We start from the raw sequence: 20,009 nt of genomic DNA on the forward strand, positions 1-20,009 counted from the left end.
GCGCATGCAGCAACTGGTCGAATGTGTGCCGAATTTCAGCGAGGGGAGGAATCGGGCCGTTATCGATGCCATTGTGAGGGAAATCGTCGATACGGAAGGAGTGAAGCTGCTGGACGTGGACCCGGGCGCTGACACCAACCGCACGGTGGTGACGTTCGTGGGCACCCCGGCGGGAGTGGTTGAGGCGGCGTTCAAGGCTATCAAGCGGGCGGCGGAACTCATCGACATGAGCAAGCATCGCGGGGCGCACCCCCGCATTGGTGCCACGGATGTCTGTCCCTTTGTACCTCTGGCCGGCTGCACCATGGCCGACTGCGTGGCGTTGGCACGGCAGCTCGGTGCGCGGGTCGGAGAGGAGTTAGGTATCCCCGTGTACCTTTACGAGGAGGCGGCCACCCGTCCGGAGCGCAAGAATCTGGCCGACATTCGCCAAGGCGAATACGAAGGCCTGCCCGAGAAGCTCAAAGACCCAGCCTGGGCACCCGACTTTGGGCCGGCGGTGTTCAATCCCAAGGCTGGGGCCGCGGTAATTGGCGCTCGGGAATTCCTCATTGCCTACAACATCAACCTGAACACGCGCGACCGACGGTTGGCACAAGAGATCGCGCTCAACATTCGCGAGAGCGGCCGGCTGCAGCGCGACGCTGAGGGTAACATCCTCCGCGATGAGCATGGAAACCCGCTGCGGCGTCCGGGCAAGTTCCAGGCAGTGAAAGCGGTGGGCTGGTACATTCCGCAATACAAGCAGGCGCAGGTGTCTATCAACCTGGTCAACTACAAGATTACCCCGCCCCACGTGGTCTTTGACGAGGTGTGTAAGGAAGCGGAGCTCCTGGGTCTGCGCGTGACCGGCAGCGAGCTGGTTGGGCTCATCCCGCTGGAGGCGCTGCTCATGGCTGGCCGGTACTATCTGGAAAAACAGGGGCGTTCCCCAGGCCTGCCGGAGAAAGACCTGGTCGACATCGCTGTTCGCTCATTGGGGTTGAACGACATCGCGCCGTTTGACCCTGCCAAGAAGATCATCGAGTATCAGGTTGGCGAGCGGCGCGGGACGCTCGTGGGCATGGATGTTGGCGACTTTGTAGACGAGCTCTCCACCGATTCGCCCGCCCCAGGTGGGGGGAGCGTAGCGGCTCTGGCTGGCGCCCTTGCTGCCGGCTTGGCGGCAATGGTGGCCAATCTGACCGTAGGCAAGAAGGGGTACGAAGGTGTCGCCTCCCAGTTGAAAGACGTGGCAATCAAGGCGCAGGAGCTCAAAGACGCCTTGCTCCTGGCTGTGGATGAGGACACCCGGGCCTTCAACAGAGTCATGGATGCTTTTGCTCTGCCCAAGAAGAGCGAGGAGCAGAAGCAGGCCCGGCATGTGGCAATTCAGGAGGCGACGCGCCGAGCCACCGAGGTGCCAGCGAAGGTCATGGAGCTGGCACTGCAGGTGCTGGAGTTGGCAATGGTGGTTGCCGAACATGGCTTGGCCAACGCGGCCAGCGATGCGGGGGTTGCCGCGGCCATGGCCAGAGCGGCTGCGGAAGGGGCCGCGCTTAACGTGCGCATCAATCTTGGCTCCCTCGAGGATGAAGAGTTTGTGGCCGCTGCGCGCTCCACTGCCGACCGGGTGGAAAGACAAGCCAAGGACATGGCCGAGCGCGTGTTGCATGTTGTTGCGGGCAAGCTTTCGTGAGGAGCCTGTTGCGCGTGCGCCTTGTCGCGACCGTTTGCCTTGCCAGTCTACTGGCCGTTGCCAGCCACGGTTGTGGGCCTCGTCCTGCGCAGGTCACCGCGCACGTGGAGCTGACAGATCCGTGGATCCTGGATAGCTTGAAGGCTGTGCCAGGCCTGCGCCTGCTGGAAGTCAACAGCAGGCATGCGCTTGTGCGCCTCGCGGAGCGCCAGTTCTTGAGCCTCAGCACGCGGGGTTATGAAGTATCCCTGGTAGTGGAGCTGGACAACGAGCCAGGGATTCCCGCCTTCTACCCCCGAGCCCAGGAGGTGGGTGCCAGACTCGAGGCACTGGCTGCGTCGTTTCCCCATCTCGCTGCATGTTATCGCCTCGGCCGGGGAGGGGCCATCCGAGCGCTGAAGATCTCGGATAACCCCGTCCTCCAGGAAGACGAGCCAGCAGTGCTCTTTTACGGGGGACTTCATGCCCAGGAGGCCCTTGGGGTGATGGCATGTCTGGCGTTGTGTGAGGAACTCTGCGCGAAATACGGGGTGGACCCGCGTTACACCAAAGCGGTGGAGGACAATGAGCTCTGGATCGTGCCCCTGCTCAATCCCGATGGGTATGAGCTGGTGCGGAGCGGGAAGGTCCATTATCCCTGGTGGCGGAAGAACCTCCGGGATAACAACGGCAATGGGCGTTTCGAGCCGGAGCACGACGGCGTAGATCTGAATCGCAATTTTGGGTTCAACTGGGAGCATGGCGGCAGTTCGGAGCCAGGAAGCTGGTATTATCGCGGGCCGCAACCATTTTCCGAGTGGGAGGTGGCGGCATTTGAGAGTTTGGCGGTAGCGCGGCGTTTTGTGGCAGGCATAGGATTCCACAGCCACGGCCACAAGGTGCTCTATCCCTGGGGAAATGGGCCCACCCCCCCTGACCAAGTCCTGCTGCGCGCCATGGCTCAGTCTCTGGCGAAAAGCATGCGCCAATGTGGGGCACGCTACGCCGTTCTGCCGCTCAACGCCCAGTCAGGGCAAAGTTCGGTGTGGCTCTACGGTGCCCTCGGGACATTGGACTTTACGGTGGAGCTGGGAACGGAGTTCTTTCCGGAAAGGAAAGAAGCAGAGCGAGAGATGGGCTGCGCGCTCGCTGCGGCGATGTGGCTGATCCAGCGGGTGGCGGGCCCGGGGTTGCGTGGGCGCGTGGTGGATGCGCGCACAGGTGCGCCACTCCACGCGCGCGTGATCGTGCAAGAGCTGGACTCCGAGGCGGTGTGGCCCCGCATGACGGCCCCGGAAACGGGCCGTTTCTTCCGTCTTCTGGAACCTGGCCTTTACCAGCTCGCTGTCATGGCCCAAGGGTACAGGTCCTGCCACCAGACCGTGCGCGTGGTGCAAGGCCCAGCCGTCGAGTTGGTGGTCGAGCTTGCGAGGCTTGATGAAGCCGCCGTTGGTTCTTAAGTCGGGCAAGAGCAAGGATCAGGTTCCGTCATCAGGGGACGGTGTGGTGCCGGCTTTCGACTGTGTGGGCATCGGCGTCTGTGCTGTTGACCATGTGTCGCTCTTGGCGCGATACCCGCGAGCGGACGAAAAGACCGAGGCCTTGGCTTACGTGATCCAGGGTGGTGGGCCGGTGCCCACAGCACTTGCCACAGCCGCCCGCTTCGGTGCACGATGTGCGTTCGTAGGAAAGGTTGCGTGTGACGAGGAGGGCGACTTCGTGCTAAGCCAGCTTGCCCGGCATCGTGTGGACACCAGCATGGTAGTGCGTGCCAAGCGGGGGTTCACTCCGCGGGCCATGATCTTGGTGGACGGTCGTACAGGCCAGCGGACGGTTGTGCTGAACAGGCCGGCGAATTTCGCCCTTACGCGCCGGGAGGTCAGCCGCGCCTACGTCCTCCAAGGGCGCATCTTGCACTTGGACGGGAGGGAGAGCAAGGTGGCATTGGCCGCAGCACGCTGGGCAAGGCACGCTGGCCGCACAGTGGTCTGTGACCTGGGCAGTGTGCGGGCAAACACCGAGGCTCTCCTCCCCTTCGTAGACTATGCCGTAGTCTCGCGCACATTTGTGCACCAGTTCTTGGGCGGCAGGAACCTGGCCAACGCTGCTCGCAGTCTGCTCCGTTTCGGGCCGCGCGTGGCCGTGGTGACCGCTGGCGAGCACGGATGCTGGTGCGCCACACACGATGAGATCATTCACCAGCCGGCTTTCGAGGTAAAAGTCGTGGATACCACGGGCGCCGGTGACGTGTTTCATGGCGCTTTCCTTTTCGGTGTGCTCCAGGGCTGGGAACTTCCCAGGCTGTTACGGTGGGCAAGCGCTACCGCCGCGCTGAGCTGCACAAGACTCGGGGCCCAGGCCGCTCTGCCCTCCTTCGCGCAGGTGCGGCGCTTTCTTGCCGCACGCCACGGGCAGTGAGCATACGGAGCGCGCTCCGGACAGATAACCGTGGGACTGCGTCTACGGGAAAAGGGGGACTTGGGGTGGGCAGGTCCATTGCGGGCCCGGCCCGAATATAGCTTGGCAAAACGGTAGCCTCTTCTGCGGACGTGTGAACGGAGGTAAAACAATGGGACGCGAACAGAGCAAGCAAAGGGAAAGGGGAGTGCTTGCGGTCACGCTGGTGGCGGTGTTCATGGCGGCTGGGTGCTCGGCGAAGAAGCACGAGCTCAAGGGCGGCATCCCGTGGCTTTACAACCTAGACGAGGGTTTTGCCCAAGCCAAGGTGGAAGGCAAGCCATTGATGGTCGACTTTATGGCAACCTGGTGTCCGCCGTGTAAAGCCATGGAGGACTCCACGTTCAGCCACCCAGAAGTGATTCGCAAGGCGGCCCAGTTTGTGGCTGTGCGCATCGACGTGGACAAGCAGGGAGAAGTTGCCAACAAGTACAATGCCAATGCGCGCAAATACAACGGGGTGGGTATCCCGAACGTCTTGTTTATGACTGCCGAGGGAGAGAAGCTGCTGCACCCAATCGGCTATCGTTCACCAGTTGCTTTCCTTGCCGTGATGGACTCAGCATTGGCGATGTGTCGTAGGTAGATGCGAAGACCCAACATTGTCGAAAGAGAACGAGGAGTGAGAGGATGAAGAGAGCGATGTCCATAATTGCCGTGACATTGGCCGGATTTGTGATTCTTGCCGGCCCGCTGCATGCACAAAGGGTGGCGAGGATTGTCTACGTGAGCGCCGAAAGCGAAAATCTCCGAGCGGCACCGGCTGGCCAGGTGATTGGTAAGGTGAATCGTGGTGCGTCGCTTGAGGTGCTGGAGGAGACGGACAAGTGGATGCGAGTACAGGTCACCGCGTGGATCTGGAAGGCTTCGGTGAATTATACGCGTCCATTTGACAAAACAACGGCGCTGCGCGCCCAGCATATCCTGGTTAAGACAAGAGCAGAAGCCGAGGAGATCCTGCGAGAACTCCGCGCCGGTGCGGATTTTGCCGAGGTGGCCAAGAAAAAGTCCATAGGCCCCACCGCTGCGGCTGGTGGTGATCTGGGCTACTTCAATCCCGACGACTTTGACCCTGCTTTCGCGCGGGTGATCACAGCCCTGAAAGTCGGGGAGATCAGCGACATAGTCGAGACCAAGATCGGCTTCTCCATATTCAAGCGGCTCAAGTGACCTATGGGCTTGCGGATGGTGGCGCGGAGAGTGCGTCCGGCCGCCCTTTGCACGAACACGTCCGTTTCCTGTGGCGCCAGAGGCCTTATTGGACCGGGAAGAACGCGACGCCATCGGGCAGTCAAGGCGCGGGCCTGGTCGCCAACGTCGCCGCAAGAGTTAAGGATCTGCTGTGACTAGGCGCCAGTTTTTTCGACAGTTCTTTGTGACGAGTAGAAAGACCAGGGGAGGTTCGGAACCTCCCGGTGCGGCGCACCCGTGACCTGGAAGGACGCACAAATCAAGACTGAACGGAATTTTTTGCTTGACTTTTGCTGGCGGGCTACTTATATTCCCAGAAGGAAAAGCAGTTGGCGCCAGGCCGGCAGCGGAACGTCCTGCAGAGTTGAGTGTTCCTAACTGTCTTTCTCTGTGCGAGGGCGCATCCGCTCTGGGTGAACGCGGAGGACACAGAGGAAGGAGGTGCGCGGCATCAAGCGGTAAGGCTTTTGTCTCCAAATATCCGACCATAACCTTACGAGGGAGTGTGGCACATGAGGATGAGAACTGCCTTTATCGGGATGTTGCTGGCGGCGTACGGTCTGGTCTTTGCTGGCACCACCGGCAAGATCGCGGGAGTGGTGACCGACGCCGAGACAGGCCAACCACTCCCGGCGGTTAATGTCGTCATCGAGGGCACCACGATGGGGGCCGCAACCGCACTAGACGGCCACTACGTGATTCTTAACGTGCCCCCTGGTGTCTATACATTGCGTGCCTCGATGATGGGCTACGCCACCGTGACGGTCACCGATGTGCGCGTGAAAATTGACCTCACCACCACCCAGGACTTCAAGCTAGCGCCGCAGACCCTACTGGGGCAGGAAGTGGTGGTGGTGGCCGAGCGGCCGGTGGTCCAGGTGGACGTGGCCGCCAGCCAAAAGAACGTCACTGCCAGCGAGATCACTGCGCTTCCGGTCACGAAGGTGACCGATGCCATTGGGCTGCAAGCTGGTGTCACCTCTGGCCTGGGTATCAGGGGCAGTGGCTCCGACCAGGCCATTTTCATGGTGGACGGGGTGGTTCTGCGCGATGAGCGAGACAACCGGCCCATCACCGGTGTGCCCCTCAGCGCCGTGCGTGAGGTGTCAGTCCAGGTCGGCGGCTTCAGCGCAGAGTACACCAACGTCCGCTCCGGGGTGGTGAACGTCGTCACGCGGGAAGGAGACCCAAAAGGTTACAGCGGCACGCTTACCTTCAAGATTCGTCCTCCTGGCCCCAAACATTTTGGCATTTCTCCCTACGACCGCAATTCATACTGGCTCAGACCCTACCTGGATGATGCCGTGTGCTGGACAGGCACCAAGAACGGTGCCTGGGACGCGTACACCCAGCGTCAGTACCCAGAGTTTGATGGCTGGAACAAAGTTTCAGCCCTCACACTGCAGGACGATGACCCCAGCAACGACCTCACCCCCCAGGGGGCGCAACAGGTCTTCTTGTGGGAACACCGCAAGCAAGGTGACATCAAAGACCCTGATTACTTGTTTGACGCGGGCTTCGGTGGGCCAGTGCCTCTTGTCGGCAAGTATCTGGGTAATCTGCGGTTCTTTGCTTCCGGTCGCCGGGAGGAGAACCAGTACCTCATCGAGCTTTCACGCAAGTCGATTCTGGACCAGAGCTTCATGTTGCGGATGTCATCGGACATCAATCCCTCCATGAAGCTTTCGTTTATTGGCCTGTACGGCGAAACGCATGCAGTCTCTTCGAGTTTTTCCGGCGGCACATCATATTTCGAGACTGCCGAAGAGATTGCAGAGCAGATGACCACTGGAAGCTTCACTGTGCCGACCCGTTACTACACCAACATCTACTGGTCGCCAACCTCCCGTTTCTACCACACCGCGACCCTCAAGTGGACCCATGTGCTGAGCCCCAGCACCTTCTACGAGGTGCAGCTCAAGCGGATGGGCAAGAAGTACTACACCCGGCCCGGCCGGTATCGCAATACCTCGAAGCTATACGAAGTTTTCCCCGGCTACTACCTGGATGAGCGGCCGTTCGGCTTTTCTGAGGAACCCATCTTTGGCATCGACGGCGTCTTCATCATGGGTGGGCCAGTGAGCGTGTCGCGAGACTACAGCCGGCTAGCAACCTACACCGGGCGTGCGGACCTGGTCAGCCAAGTAGACCGTCGCAACCAGGTGAAGGCGGGTGCTGAATTCGTATATGACATCTTCGACATGTCCTTTGGCCAGTACAACGCCTACCTGCCCGAAGGCAACACCTGGACTAGGGTTGACCAGAGCCCGTATCGAGGCACGTTCTACGTGACCGACAAGATCGAGTTTGAAGGCTTCATTTCCAACCTTGGGCTTGTGCTGGACTACAGCAACCCCAACGGCAATTGGTTCGATGTCGATGCCTACGACCGGGGGTTCTTCTCGCAGCAGTACCGTGAGGAGCGCGAGTCGCAGTATCGAACCAAGAAGCCGGAGACGCGGTGGACCCTGAGCCCACGGCTGGCAATCTCGCATCCCATCACGGCCAGCTCCAAGCTCTACTTCAACTATGGCCACTACCGGCAGATGCCCACCTCTGAGCGGCTCTACCGGGTGCAACGCTCTGCCATCAACGCGGTGGACTATCTCGGCGATCCGACCATCGCGCTTGCGCGGACGGTCTCCTACGAACTGGGTTACGACCATGCGCTGGGCAGGGACTACCTGCTGCACCTCTCCGCCTACTACAAGGACATCACCGACGAAGAATACTGGGTGCGCTACATCAGCTTTGACGGCAAAGTCAACTACTACAAGCTGACGAACAATGCCTATGAGGACATTCGCGGTTTTGAGGCGGACATCACCAAGCTATGGGGGGCGTGGCTGACCGGAGACCTCAACTATGAATACCGCGTGGAGACCTCTGGCCAATTTGGGCGCGCCTACATGTACGAAAACCCGGCTGACCAGCGGGAGTACGAACGGCGCAATCCGGTGCAATCTAAGCCCAGGCCACGGCCTCGCTTCAAGGCCTATGTGGATCTGCACACGCCTCCTTCTTACGGCCCTGAGATTGTGGGGCAAAAGGTCCTGGGCGACTGGCACCTGAACCTGGTGGGGAGATGGACCGCAGGCAGCTGGTTCACTTGGAACCCGAACAATGTGCCCGGTATCACCTACAACGTCCAGTGGAAGGACTACTACAACGTGGACTTGAAGTTGTCCAAGGTTTTCCCCATCGGCAAGTTCGACGTCAAGCTTTTCGTTGATATCTACAACCTGTTCAACATCAAGCGGTTCTCCGGTCTATCCCACGTTAATGTGTTCGACTACAACTACTACATGCAGTCGCTGCATCTGCCGAAAGACGTGGGTAATGCCCTGGGCTACCTGTACATACCGGGCGATGACCAACCGGGCGACTACCGCAAAGACGGCGTGGCGTTCCAGCCCATGGAACCGGTGCCGGACATGAAGGACGTGAGCAAGCTGAATCCGCAGGTTATTTACTACGATTTGAGCAGGCAGAAGTACTTTGAGTGCATTGGCGGCCAGTGGGTCATGGTTCCCGAGCCGAAGATCAAGAAACTTTTGGACGACAAGGCATATATTGACATGCCCAACCAGACCCACTTCACGTTCCTGAACCCGCGGAGTGTATTCTTTGGAGTCACGATCGACTTTCGCCTGTAGCGAGGCAACAAGAGGATTCACCAAGCAGAAGGGCATACCATGAGAGGAATCGCACATTGGCTATTGGCGACGTTGCTGGCGCTGGCGCTGCTACCGGTGCCGGGGCGCGCCGACGAGACGAAGTGGATGGCGGTGGGCATGCTCCACGATTGGTTCTCCAGCGCGGGCTGTGAGATCGAGGTAGGCCGCCGCCATTTGGTCTCCGATCAGCAGGACGGCCTGCGCTGGCCTGCGCAGTTCCGCTATCAAGACTGCAAGGCGGCCAAGGCCCTATGGATCGGCGCCACCAACTACCCAGATCCACTGGTGGGCGTTACCTTCAACTACAAGGTTGTTCACTGCGGGCCGCGCGTGCTGAACGAAGAGAGCGAGTTCATGCCGGTCACCTTCAAAATGTACGGCAAGCACGAACGGCCACTGGTGCTGGTGGATGGCATCCCCGGCGGGGTTTTAGACTACCTGGATTTTGTCGATGAGGTGGACCCCAACTTGGTGGCCGACCGTGTCCTGTATAACGAGGTCAATACAGGGATTGGCATCACCGAGAAACGCACCATCTATGCCTATAGCCAGCAGCACCACAACAACTACTTCATCTACGACTATGTGTTCAAGAATACGGGCATCGTCGACACCAAGGGGACCAAGCACAATTTGACCTTGGAAGGCGTCGTATTCTTCTTCCAATATCGCTACTCGCCATGCCGCGAGGTCGGCCCGTATGGATACTACTGGATGCCCCAGTCGTCATCCTGGGGGCACAACGCCATGAACGACAGCATGCTTGTGTACGACCCGCAGACCGGCGAGCCCTATTTGTCGCTGTACACCTGGCATGGCATCCACTCCAAAGCGGGGTTCGACAATATTGGTGCCCCGGATATTCGGCCCAATGGCGATGGCCGCCTGGGGGCTGCGCAGCATGTGGGCATCGTGGTGCTGCACGCCGACAAGTCCGCCACCGACAAGTCCCATGACCCGGCGCAGCCGACCACCACGCAGTTCCTCGGCTCCGATGTGCCGATCACCTCGGGCAACGACGCTTTCAACCCCGGCAAGATGGCCGAAGAGTATGCGGCGATGACTGCAGGTCACCCGCTGAAGATGCACGCCGATGCCGTGTGGGAGTCGGGGCAGGCAGCCGACATCTGGGGCTCCACCCCCGGTGGTTTTTCCCATTGCGCCGGATTTGGGCCGTACACCATGGCCCCTGGCGATAGCATTCACATCGTGATTGCGGAGGGGGTAGCGGGCCTGAGTAGGGACAAGTGCATTGAGGTGGGGGCGAAATGGCTGGCCGGGGGGAGCGGTCCCTTCACGCTCCCTGACGGCTCTACAACCACCAATCGTGACGAGTACAAAGACAAGTGGGTGTTCACGGGGCGCGACTCGCTGTTCAAGACCTTCCAGCGCGCAATCATGACCTACAAGTTGAACTACAACATCCCCATGCCGCCTCCGCCGCCAAAGATTTTCGAGGTGACAGGCGGTGGCGACCGGGTGATCCTCAAGTGGTCCAGCGAACCTGAGTCGTGGCCAGGATTCGCCGGATACCGTGTCTACCGCACCATCCACATCCCGGATACCACCTACCAGCTGGTTTTTGCATGTGGGCCGGGCACCGATCACCCCACCATCGTCAATCAGTTTGAAGACTTTAGCGCGGTGCGCGGGTTCGATTACTACTACTACATCACCAGCGTAGACGATGGCTCACGCAATGTGACGTCGGCCAACCCGCCTGGGCCGCTGGAGAGCAGCTTGTTCTACACACGGACCAATGAGCCGGTACGCTTGAAGCGGCAGGCAGGCAAGAGTCTGGCGGACATCAGGGTGGTGCCCAATCCTTACAACATTCGCGCCCGCGACTTGCAGTATGGCTACGGGGCACCGGACCGCATCATGTTCTTGGATATTCCGCCGGTGTGCACCATCAAGATTTTCACGGAGCGGGGCGATTTGATTGAGACTATCGAGCACACCGATGGGAGCGGCGACGCCGCCTGGAACTCCATCACCTCCTCCAGGCAGGTGGTGGTCAGCGGCGTGTACATCGCTTACTTCGAGACGCCCGATGGGCAGAGCACCTACCGGAAGTTTGTCATCATTCGGTAGGATGTCGGTAGGTAGACCGAAGTTCACCACAAGTTAAGGGAGACGTCGATAATGGAAAGACGCATGGTCAGTCTGTTGACGGTGCTCCTTGTCGTGGCGCTCAGCGTCATGACGGGTGCTGCAGCCGACAAAAAGTTGGCGCAGACAGGGTTTCAGTTCCTTAGCGTGCCCACCGAGGCGCGGGCTGCGGCAATGGGCGAGGCGTTCACCACGGTAGCCGGGTATTCGGGGTCGATGCTCTACAACCCTGCCAATATGGCGCGCGTCAACTCGTTGGTGGACATCTCCATTAGCCAGAACAAATGGATTGCCGACATCAACCATATGTCCGGCACCATCGCAGTCAATCCGTGGCGGGGGGAATACGGAGTGCTGGGTTTCAGCATCCTGGCGGTGGATTATGGCGAGTTTCTGGGCACGATGGTCGATCCCACAACCGAGAAGGGCTATATCGACACCGAGACTTTCACACCCTCGGCATTCGCGGCGGGAGTGGCCTATGCGCGTTCGCTTACCGACCGCTTCAGCGTAGGTGGGCACGTACGCTACTGCTACCAAAAGCTGGGAACCAGCACGCTGCCAGTGGGGGATGTGAGCGCCGGTGTGACCGAGAAGGTCGAGAATTTCCAGGATGTCTTGGCATTCGACTTTGGGACACTGTATCGCACCGGCTTTCGCACGCTGGCCTTTGGCATGAGCGTGCGTAACTTTTCCAAAGAGATCAAATTCCAGAAGGAAGGCTTCCAGCTCCCCCTCACCTTCAGGATCGGTGTGTCCATGGAGCTCTTGGAGCTGGTGTTGGGCAAGAACGACATGCACTCGCTTCTCCTTTCCGTGGACGCCAGCCACCCGCGCGACTACCCCGAGCAGCTTAGCATAGGGGCTGAGTACACTTTTATGGGGATGTTGGCGCTGCGAGGTGGTTACACCACGGGTTATCGTCATACCGAAAAGGAGAAGGGCGAGTACGGGAATCCGGATCGTGGGCTTAGCTTTGGGTTTGGCGTACAAAAGCTCTTTGGCGACCGCCTGATCGCCCTCGACTACGCTTACATCCCGTTCGGTGTGTTTGATGCGGTGCAGATGATGTCTTTCCGGCTGGCATTGTAGTGCCCAGCGCGCGAGACAACCGAACGTGCTGAAACACAGGAGACGCACCATGAGCGCGAGAGACTCCAGGTTGGCAGCCATTCTGGCTCTGGGATTGCTGGCGGCGTGGTTGGCGGGATGCGAGAACGAATACCCCGAGAGCCTGTACAACCCGAACTTCCAGGGGAGACCCACCCCAGTCATCACTGCGATCATTCCGCCCGATAGCGCCCTGGCGGGCATCGGCCAGATCATTATCCAGGGCCAGAACTTTTCCCCGGTTTTGGAGGAAAACTTTGTCTATTTCGGCAAAACCGCGGCTCAGCTCTTGTCCGCCAGCGCTACCGAGCTCCGGGTCAAGACCCCCAATGTGACCGGAGACTCGCTCAATGTCAAGGTAGCAGTGCACGGGGCCTTGCTATTCAGCAACGTCGTCAAATACAAGCTCCTGACGGCGATCTGGGACTGGGGGGCCTTTTTGGCCGCGGATGACCCGTGGGCGATCACCTGCGACGCCAATGAGAACCTCTACGTGGACCTCACCACGAGGAACGTCGACCTAGTGACCAAAGACAATGTGCGCAGCACCTACGGGACGGTGCCTTTTGTGAAGGGTACCGGCATGAAGATGGGGCCGGGCGGCTATCTCTACGTGGCGCGGACAACCACCGCCCTGTACCGCATTCCACCGGGTGGCGGTGCGGCAGCAAAGTGGGTCGACGCCCCAGGCAAGGTCTATGACTTTGACTTCGCGCCCACCAAGTCGATGTACGCGGGCGGCGATGGCAATGACCTGTACCTGATCAAACCCGATGGTACCGGCAGCAAGGTGGCCAGTTATCGCAAGGTGTACATCAGGGCGGTGCGGGTATTCAACGGCTACGTCTACGTGGGCGGTAGAGATTCCACTGGCGCGCAGTACATCTGGCGCAACCAGATCCTGCCAGACGAACAGCTGGGCCCGACTGAGGTCTATTTCGCGTGGAGCACCAAGGTTGACCCCACTTCCCAGGTCTATGCCCTGACCTTTGCGCAAGACGGCGACATGTACGTGGGCACCGACCATGCAGCCGGCATCATGATCGTGCATCCGGATGGGTCGTTTGAGCCGCTCTATGAAGGTTTGCTCAAACCGTACGTGTTCTCGTTGGCCTGGGGTGCGGGTTCGTATCTCTACGCCAATCAGCGGAACGATACCGATCCTGCTCAGAAGAGGATGATGAAGATCAATGTGCTGAAGCAGGGTGCGCCGTACTATGGGTGGCAATAGCTGACCCTGCAACGCGGCGCAGCAGTGGCCCATAGCGGTTGCATAGGCAGGTGATGGGCCCGTGTGGCGGGTGGGGTCGCCGCCCAGCGGTGGGAGGCGCGCAATGAGTGGGGGATGCATACTGTCCTCCCGTGGGACTGTCCTGCTGCCGAATGTCCAAGCCAGGAGGCAGATATTGTGAAAATGCGAGTCTTTTTCGTGCTTATCGCGTGCGGTCTTGCCGCCGGTCTGCTCTACGGTGGTACGACCGGCAAAATCGCCGGCAGGGTGGTAGATGCCGAAACGGGCGCGCCTTTGCCGGGGGTGAACGTCATCATTGAGGGCACGCGCATCGGTGCTGCCACCGACGTCAATGGCTACTACGTGATCCTGAACGTGCCGCCCGGCACCTATGCCCTGCAGGCCTCGATGATCGGGTACGCCAGGGTGACTGCCACCAACGTGGTGGTGAACGTCGATTTGACCACCACGGTCGATTTCCGCTTGAAGGCGGAAGTGTTGACAATGGAGCAGGTGGTGGTGGAGGCCGAGCGGCCGATAGTACCGAAGGATGTCTCCGCCAGCCAGGTCAACGTCGAGTCGCGGGTGATCGCCAGCCTGCCGGTGCAGGAGCTTTCGCAGGTAGTAGGACTGCAGGCAGGTGTGCGCGGGCTGGTCATCCGCGGGGGCGACGCGCGCCAAGCCGCAGTGCTTATGGACGGGCTGTCACTCAACGATGAACGCTCCAATACGCCCTACACCACTGTCCCACTTTCGGCCGTCAAGGAGGTCCAGATCCAGACCGGGGGCTTCAACGCGGAGTACGGCAACCTGCGCTCAGGCATCGTCAATGTGATCACTAAGGAGGCGGACCGCCACCGCTACAGCGGGACGATTTCCGCTTTGTACCGCCCGCCTGGCCCGAAGCACTTTGGTCCTTCGATCTACGACCCGAACACATACTTCACGCGGCCCTATCTGGACCCGGCAGTCTGCTGGACGGGCACGGCAAGCGGCGGGTGGGACAGCTACACCCAGCGCCAATACCCATCGTTTGCCGGCTGGATCGCGGTGGCCGATGCGACGGTGCAGGATGGTGATCCGTCCAATGACCTCACCCCAGAGGGGGCACAGCGGCTGTGGAAGTGGCAGCACCGCCGCCAGGGCGACATCACCAAGCCGGACTATGTCATCGACTTTTCCTTTGGGGGTCCGATACCGCTGGTGGACGAGTATCTGGGTGGCCTCCGCTTCTTCCTCTCCCACCAGCGCCTGCGCGAGATGTTCGTGTTCCCGCTCTCGCGCGATGCATACGGGGAAAACGTCAGCCAACTGAAACTGATCTCCGACATCAGCCCCTCGATGAAGTTGGTCCTCACCGGCATGTACGGCGAGGTGCATTCCGTTTCCCCGTACGACTGGACTACCACCCCCACCGGGGACTTACTGCGCGGCACCTACTCGGTGGCAGATTTGGTGAGCAGCAGCAGCGGCAATGCGATCCTCTACATGCCTGGGTACTACAGCCCGGCTTCCATCTACCGCAACATGGTGGGCCTCAAATTCACCCATGTGCTCACCCCACGCACCTTCTATGAGGTGAGCCTGCAGAACAACATCAATCGCTACAACACGTTCCAGATGTCCCTGCGCGATACCACCAAGCGCTACGAACCTGTGCCGGGTATCCGCGTGGATGAGGCACCGTGGGGCTACTGGGGCTATGGCGTGACCGGCATCGGCGACGCGATGATCATCGGCGGCTGGATGAATCTGGGTCGGGACAAGAGCGTCATTCAGACCTCCTCGCTTCGCTTCGACCTGACCAGCCAGGTGGATAACCGGAACCAGGTCAAGGCTGGCTTCCAGCTTGTGTACAACGACCTCAACATCAAGTCGTACACCGAGAACCCAGGCATGAGCACCTGGAACCGGACGCAGACCTATCATCGTTTCCCCTACCGAATTGGCGCGTACGTGCAAGACAAGCTGGAGTTCCAGGGCTTTATCGCCAATGTGGGCTTGCGTCTGGACTATACCGACCCCAACGGGATTCGTTACGCCCTGCAGCCGTACGATAAGCTGTACCGAGAAGGATATGGGAAGACTATCGAGAAGGCCGCGCCGGTCACCGACGCCAAGTCGCACCTCTACCTGAGCCCTCGTTTGGGGGTGTCGCACCCCATCACGGAGAATTCGAAGCTGTACTTCAACTACGGTCACTTCCTGCAGGAGGCGGCGTCCACGTATCGCTTCCGACTGCAGCGTGAAGCCAATGGTTTGGTGACCTCAATTGGCAACCCGGACCTGGAGGAGGAGCGGACCGTCGCGTATGAGCTGGGGTACTCGCAGAATCTGTTTGACATGTTCTTGCTCAACATCGCGGCGTACTACCGGGACATCACCAACCAGCCGGGATGGGTGTACTACCAGAATGTGACCGGGTCGGTCAAGTACAACATTACCGAGAACAACAACTACCAGGACGTGCGTGGTTTTGAGGTCACCTTGACCAAGCGGGCTGGCGGTTGGGTGAGTGGCTTCGTCAACTACACCTATGAGGTCATCACCAGCGGCTACTTTGGCCTTTTGCGTTACTACCAGGACCCGAACATGCAGAGGGACTACTTGCGGCAGAACCCTTACCAGGAGAGGCCGCACCCACGTCCCTATGCGCGGGCAAACATCGATTTTCTGACCCCGCCGGAATTCGGCCCGAAGGTGTTGGGGCTGCGTCCGTTGGGTCTGTGGAACCTGAACGTCCTGGCGAGCTGGCGCGCGGGCGCCTACGAGACCTACAACCCCCACAACATCCCCGGCTTGGTGGACAATGTGCAGTGGAAGGATTATTACAACCTCGACCTACGCCTTGCGAAGACCTTCCGCATTAGCCGGTATGACGTGCAGTTCTACATGGATGTAACCAATGCCCTCAACATCAAGCGACTCAGCTACGCCGGCTTCGCGAACTATTACGACTACCTGGATTACTTAGAGTCCCTGCACTTCCCGTGGGAGACAGGGGCAGAGCACGGTAACGACCGCATCGGGGAGTATCGAAAGGAAGGGGTAAAATACGAGCCGTATGACCCCAGCGACCCCACAAAGACCAAAGAGGACCTGGAGAGGATACTCAAGACCAAAGCCTACATCGATATGCCTAATCTGACGTACTTCACCTTCCTTGACCCGCGCGATGTCAAGTTCGGGATCAAGGTGAACTTTTAGGCAGGGTGGACAAGAGCGGTGACCACTATGAGTCCAAAGAATTTGGGAAGGTGACATGCGAATAAGACCAGGAATCGCGGCAGTGCGGGTGAGTGCGATGCTGCTGCTCCTCGCGCTCCTTGCTTCCAGCAGCACCGGCCAGGTGGCCGGCACAGAAAAGCGCTACGTGCGCGTGGGTTCGCTGCAGAGTCTCTTCTCCGCCTATGGCTCGGAGCGGGCCTGGAACAACAGTTACTATGAGGGGATGATCTGGCCGGCCGATTATCCGCAGCAGGACAATGCCGTCATCCAGCGGCAGTGGATCGCCTGCGAGGATTTCACCGACGCGAAGGGCTACCACTGGAGCAAGTACGGCATCTACTTCGCGGCCAGTTATGTAGACATTTCCCTTTTCCCCATGGTGCTCAAGCAGACGGCCAAGTTTGAGCCCCCCACTGTGTATGTCGACGGCAACAACATCACTGCCCCGTACGCTGGCGACGTGGATGAGATAGACCCCAATCAAATCCCAGATCGCATCGTCACCAATGTGGTGAACACCACCATGGGCCTGACGATGACCCGCCGCATCTTTGCCTTCAGCCAGCAGTACCACGACAACTACTTTATCCGTGAGTACACGTTTACCAACACCGGCAACGTCGACTACGATGATGAGATTGAGCTGCACGCACCGTTGAAGGGGGTGCGCATCAGCTGGGGCGTGCGCTATAGCGTTTGCCGGGAAGGGGCCAATATGATTGGTGACGGGCAAAGCTGGGGCAAGCACACCTGGGTCACCAAGCGTGGGGAGGACTACCCCTCGCATTTCCAGGAGCGCATCACCGAGCAGAACCCGATCGTGCAGTGGATCAGATGCGGATTTGCCTGGGCGGGTCAGTCGACCAAGAACGCCTTCGATAATGTGGGTGGCCCTGATATTCGCACCAATGGCCGGTTGTGCGCGCCACAGCATGCGGGCATCGCCGTGCTGCACGTAGACAAGAGCGCCAAGGACAAGAGCGATGACCCCTACCAACCGACGGTACTGGGCTGGCATGCAGGCGACACCTACCCCAGCGTGGGGAACCTTCAGCCTACCGACGAAGGGAACATGATTCTGCTCTACGACATGTTGAGCGGCAATCCCCACCTTGGTCTAGGTGGCAACGAGCGCTTTGACGAGAAGTACATGGCAACGAATCCCGACCCGGTCACCGTCCACAACGACGGCGGTGGCACGAATATCTGGATCTGTTATGGGCCCTTTGACCTTGAGCCAGGCGAGAGCATCACCATCGTCGAGGCGGAGGGAGTCAGTGGGTTGAATCGACAGATGTGCGAGCTGATTGGCAAGCGGTGGAAGCAGGCCTACGACAACCCGAGCGACAAAGGGCCATTCACGCTCCCCAACGGCTCCACAACCGACAACAAGGATGTCTACAAGAATGCCTGGGTCTACACCGGTAAGGATTCCATTCTACAGACCTTTGGGCGGGCTAAACGCAATTATGACCTTGGTTACCGGATTCCGCAACCACCCTTGCCGCCTCCGGTCTTCGAGGTGCGCTCGGGCGGTGACCGCATCATGCTCTCCTGGGCGCCCAGCCCTTCGGAAGAGGAACCTGGTTTTGCCGGCTACAAAATCTTCCGAGCCGTGGGTAAGCCGGACACGGTGTATCAGGAAATTGCCACCGTGCCTAAAGGGAAGACCAGTTATGACGACCTGACTGCCGCGCGCGGCTTTTCGTACTACTACTACCTTGTAGCTTGCAATGACGGGAGCAACAACACCACGGGCGAGGCTAACCCGACCGGGCCGCTCTGCAGCGGACGCTTCTACACAAGGACCACTGAGCCCGCATACTTGCGACGGGCCGCTGGCACGTCGCTGAGCCAAATCCGGGTGGTGCCCAACCCTTACAACATCGGGGCCAGGGACCTGCAGTACACCGGAGAGCCGGACAAGCTGATGTTCTTGGACATCCCCCCGCAGTGCACGATTAAGATCTTCACCGAGCGAGGTGACCTCATCCAGACCATTGAGCACACCGATGGCAGCGGCGATGAGGAGTGGACCTCGGTGACCTCCTCGCGGCAGGTGGTCGTCAGTGGCGTCTACATCGCAGTCTTCGAGACGCCGGATGGCAAGAGAGCATTTCGCAAATTCGTGATCATTCGCTAAGGAGAGCGGACATGAGGCGATTCGCCTGTGCCCTGGTGGTTGGCGCGGTTTTAGTGGCCGCCGGGCTAAACTGTGAGAAGGAGAGACCAATTGGCCTGTATGACCCGGCGCAGAAGTACAATCCGGACCCCATCATTACGTCGCTGGAGCCGGCCGATAGCGCCCTCGCCGGACTGGTCACGGTGACCGTGAACGGTCAGAATTTTTCCCCGATCGCGCAAAACAACTTTGTCTATTTCGGCAAAACGAGGGTGCCCACCTTGGAGGCGTCACCGGTGCGGCTGGTGGTCAAGAGCCCGAATGTGGTGGCCGACGCAATTCCCGTCAAGGTTGCCGTTTTGGGTGCACTCTCCTTCAGCAATGTGGTCAACTACAAGCTCGTGCGTGGCGTGTTCACGATCGGTGGCTACGGCGAGTTCGACGAACCATATGTGGTGGAGTGCGACCGGGACGAAAACGTTTTTGTGGTGTTAGGCAGCAGGAATGTGGAAAAGATCACCCCGGCGGGTGAAAAACAGGTGTACGGAACAGTCCCGTTTTCCCTGCCAAGTGGCATCAAGATGGGGCCAGGAGGCTATCTGTACGTGGGGCGGCGGTCAACAAGCTTTTACCGCATTCCGCCGGGTGGAGGGGCGGCCGTGAAGTGGATTACCGCCCCGGGTCGCATCGACGACTTTGACTTTGCCTCGGACGGGACCATGTACGCGGGCGGCAAGGGGGATTTCCTCTACAACATCAAGCCGGACGGGAGCGCGGCCGCCGTCGCCGATTACCCCAATACCTACATCCGCGCTGTCCGGGTGTTTGAAGACTACGTCTACATCGGCGGGAGAGACGATGCCACCGGTCGCCACTACGTATGGCGCAACAGGATTAACCCGGACGGCACGCTGGCGCCCAAGGAGGTTTATTTCGATTGGGGGAGCCGTATTGACACCACCTCGGAGGTCCAGGCGATTACCTTTGCCCAGGACGGCGACCTGTACATCGGCACGAATGCACCCCAGGCAGTAGTAGTGGTCCACCGCGACGGCTCATTTGAGCCCCTCTACCCGGGCGTCCTCGAGCCGGCCAGCAACTACCTGGCCTGGGGGAACAGCAATTTCCTCTATATTTGCCGCCGGAGCGAGGACCCCAAGAAGAAGGCGGTGCTCAAGGTGAATATGCTCAAGCAGGGCGCGCCGTACTACGGTCGCACGTGAC

The 20,009-nt window shown here is 59.7% G+C and carries 12 protein-coding genes; all 12 read left to right on the forward strand.

All coding sequences use genetic code 11. The features are described from left to right. Positions 1–4: 4 nt before the first annotated feature. The 12 genes from ftcD to ONB25_08665 all read left to right on the forward strand — a co-directional run bounded on the left by ftcD (position 5) and on the right by ONB25_08665 (position 20,008). Positions 5–1,678, forward strand: coding sequence for a glutamate formimidoyltransferase (ftcD, locus tag ONB25_08610; GenBank protein ID MDZ7392939.1), 1,674 nt, complete (start codon positions 5–7; stop codon positions 1,676–1,678). A gap of 14 nt (positions 1,679–1,692) precedes the next feature. Further along, positions 1,693–3,117, forward strand: a complete 1,425-nt coding sequence (locus ONB25_08615) for a M14 family zinc carboxypeptidase (GenBank protein ID MDZ7392940.1) — start codon at positions 1,693–1,695, stop codon at positions 3,115–3,117. Further along, positions 3,095–4,075 carry a PfkB family carbohydrate kinase gene (locus ONB25_08620; protein MDZ7392941.1) on the forward strand — a complete coding sequence of 327 codons (981 nt, stop codon included), beginning with the start codon at positions 3,095–3,097 and terminating at the stop codon, positions 4,073–4,075. Before ONB25_08615 ends, ONB25_08620 begins: the two co-directional genes overlap by 23 nt. Positions 4,076–4,226: 151 nt before the next feature. Then, positions 4,227–4,700, forward strand: coding sequence for a thioredoxin family protein (locus tag ONB25_08625; GenBank protein ID MDZ7392942.1), 474 nt, complete (start codon positions 4,227–4,229; stop codon positions 4,698–4,700). Between the two features lie 44 nt (positions 4,701–4,744). Beyond that, the gene (locus ONB25_08630) at positions 4,745–5,284 is read left to right on the forward strand and encodes a peptidylprolyl isomerase (protein ID MDZ7392943.1); all 540 of its coding nucleotides are present in this window, start codon (positions 4,745–4,747) and stop codon (positions 5,282–5,284) included. Positions 5,285–5,817: 533 nt separating this feature from the next. Continuing rightward, on the forward strand, positions 5,818–8,961 hold the full coding sequence (locus ONB25_08635; GenBank protein MDZ7392944.1) for a TonB-dependent receptor: 3,144 nt from the start codon (positions 5,818–5,820) through the stop codon (positions 8,959–8,961). A gap of 39 nt (positions 8,962–9,000) precedes the next feature. Beyond that, positions 9,001–11,076 carry a fibronectin gene (locus tag ONB25_08640; GenBank protein MDZ7392945.1) on the forward strand — a complete coding sequence of 692 codons (2,076 nt, stop codon included), beginning with the start codon at positions 9,001–9,003 and terminating at the stop codon, positions 11,074–11,076. 51 nt (positions 11,077–11,127) lie between these two features. Then, positions 11,128–12,186, forward strand: coding sequence for a PorV/PorQ family protein (locus ONB25_08645; protein ID MDZ7392946.1), 1,059 nt, complete (start codon positions 11,128–11,130; stop codon positions 12,184–12,186). Positions 12,187–12,235: 49 nt separating this feature from the next. Beyond that, the gene (locus tag ONB25_08650) at positions 12,236–13,435 is read left to right on the forward strand and encodes an IPT/TIG domain-containing protein (GenBank protein ID MDZ7392947.1); all 1,200 of its coding nucleotides are present in this window, start codon (positions 12,236–12,238) and stop codon (positions 13,433–13,435) included. A gap of 183 nt (positions 13,436–13,618) precedes the next feature. Further along, positions 13,619–16,642, forward strand: a complete 3,024-nt coding sequence (locus ONB25_08655; GenBank protein MDZ7392948.1) for a TonB-dependent receptor — start codon at positions 13,619–13,621, stop codon at positions 16,640–16,642. A gap of 55 nt (positions 16,643–16,697) precedes the next feature. Further along, positions 16,698–18,806 carry a fibronectin gene (locus tag ONB25_08660; protein MDZ7392949.1) on the forward strand — a complete coding sequence of 703 codons (2,109 nt, stop codon included), beginning with the start codon at positions 16,698–16,700 and terminating at the stop codon, positions 18,804–18,806. Between the two features lie 11 nt (positions 18,807–18,817). After that, a complete protein-coding gene (locus tag ONB25_08665) occupies positions 18,818–20,008 on the forward strand; it encodes an IPT/TIG domain-containing protein (GenBank protein MDZ7392950.1) in 1,191 nt (396 codons plus the stop codon). The last annotated feature ends 1 nt before the right edge of the window (position 20,009 follow it).

The organism is candidate division KSB1 bacterium, from assembly GCA_034506335.1.
Lineage (GTDB): Bacteria > Zhuqueibacterota > Zhuqueibacteria > JANLFK01 > Oleimicrobiaceae > Oleimicrobium.

Excerpts from the sequence above, each read along its gene's own strand:
- ONB25_08645 (MDZ7392946.1), top strand. The coding sequence starts at position 11,128 with ATGGAAAGACGCATGGTCAGTCTGTTGACGGTGCTCCTTGTCGTGGCG.
- ONB25_08655 (MDZ7392948.1), top strand. The coding sequence starts at position 13,619 with ATGCGAGTCTTTTTCGTGCTTATCGCGTGCGGTCTTGCCGCCGGTCTG.
- ONB25_08665 (MDZ7392950.1), top strand. The coding sequence starts at position 18,818 with ATGAGGCGATTCGCCTGTGCCCTGGTGGTTGGCGCGGTTTTAGTGGCC.
- ftcD (MDZ7392939.1), top strand. The coding sequence starts at position 5 with ATGCAGCAACTGGTCGAATGTGTGCCGAATTTCAGCGAGGGGAGGAAT.
- ONB25_08620 (MDZ7392941.1), top strand. The coding sequence starts at position 3,095 with ATGAAGCCGCCGTTGGTTCTTAAGTCGGGCAAGAGCAAGGATCAGGTT.
- ONB25_08630 (MDZ7392943.1), top strand. The coding sequence starts at position 4,745 with ATGAAGAGAGCGATGTCCATAATTGCCGTGACATTGGCCGGATTTGTG.
- ONB25_08635 (MDZ7392944.1), top strand. The coding sequence starts at position 5,818 with ATGAGGATGAGAACTGCCTTTATCGGGATGTTGCTGGCGGCGTACGGT.
- ONB25_08625 (MDZ7392942.1), top strand. The coding sequence starts at position 4,227 with ATGGGACGCGAACAGAGCAAGCAAAGGGAAAGGGGAGTGCTTGCGGTC.
- ONB25_08650 (MDZ7392947.1), top strand. The coding sequence starts at position 12,236 with ATGAGCGCGAGAGACTCCAGGTTGGCAGCCATTCTGGCTCTGGGATTG.
- ONB25_08640 (MDZ7392945.1), top strand. The coding sequence starts at position 9,001 with ATGAGAGGAATCGCACATTGGCTATTGGCGACGTTGCTGGCGCTGGCG.
- ONB25_08660 (MDZ7392949.1), top strand. The coding sequence starts at position 16,698 with ATGCGAATAAGACCAGGAATCGCGGCAGTGCGGGTGAGTGCGATGCTG.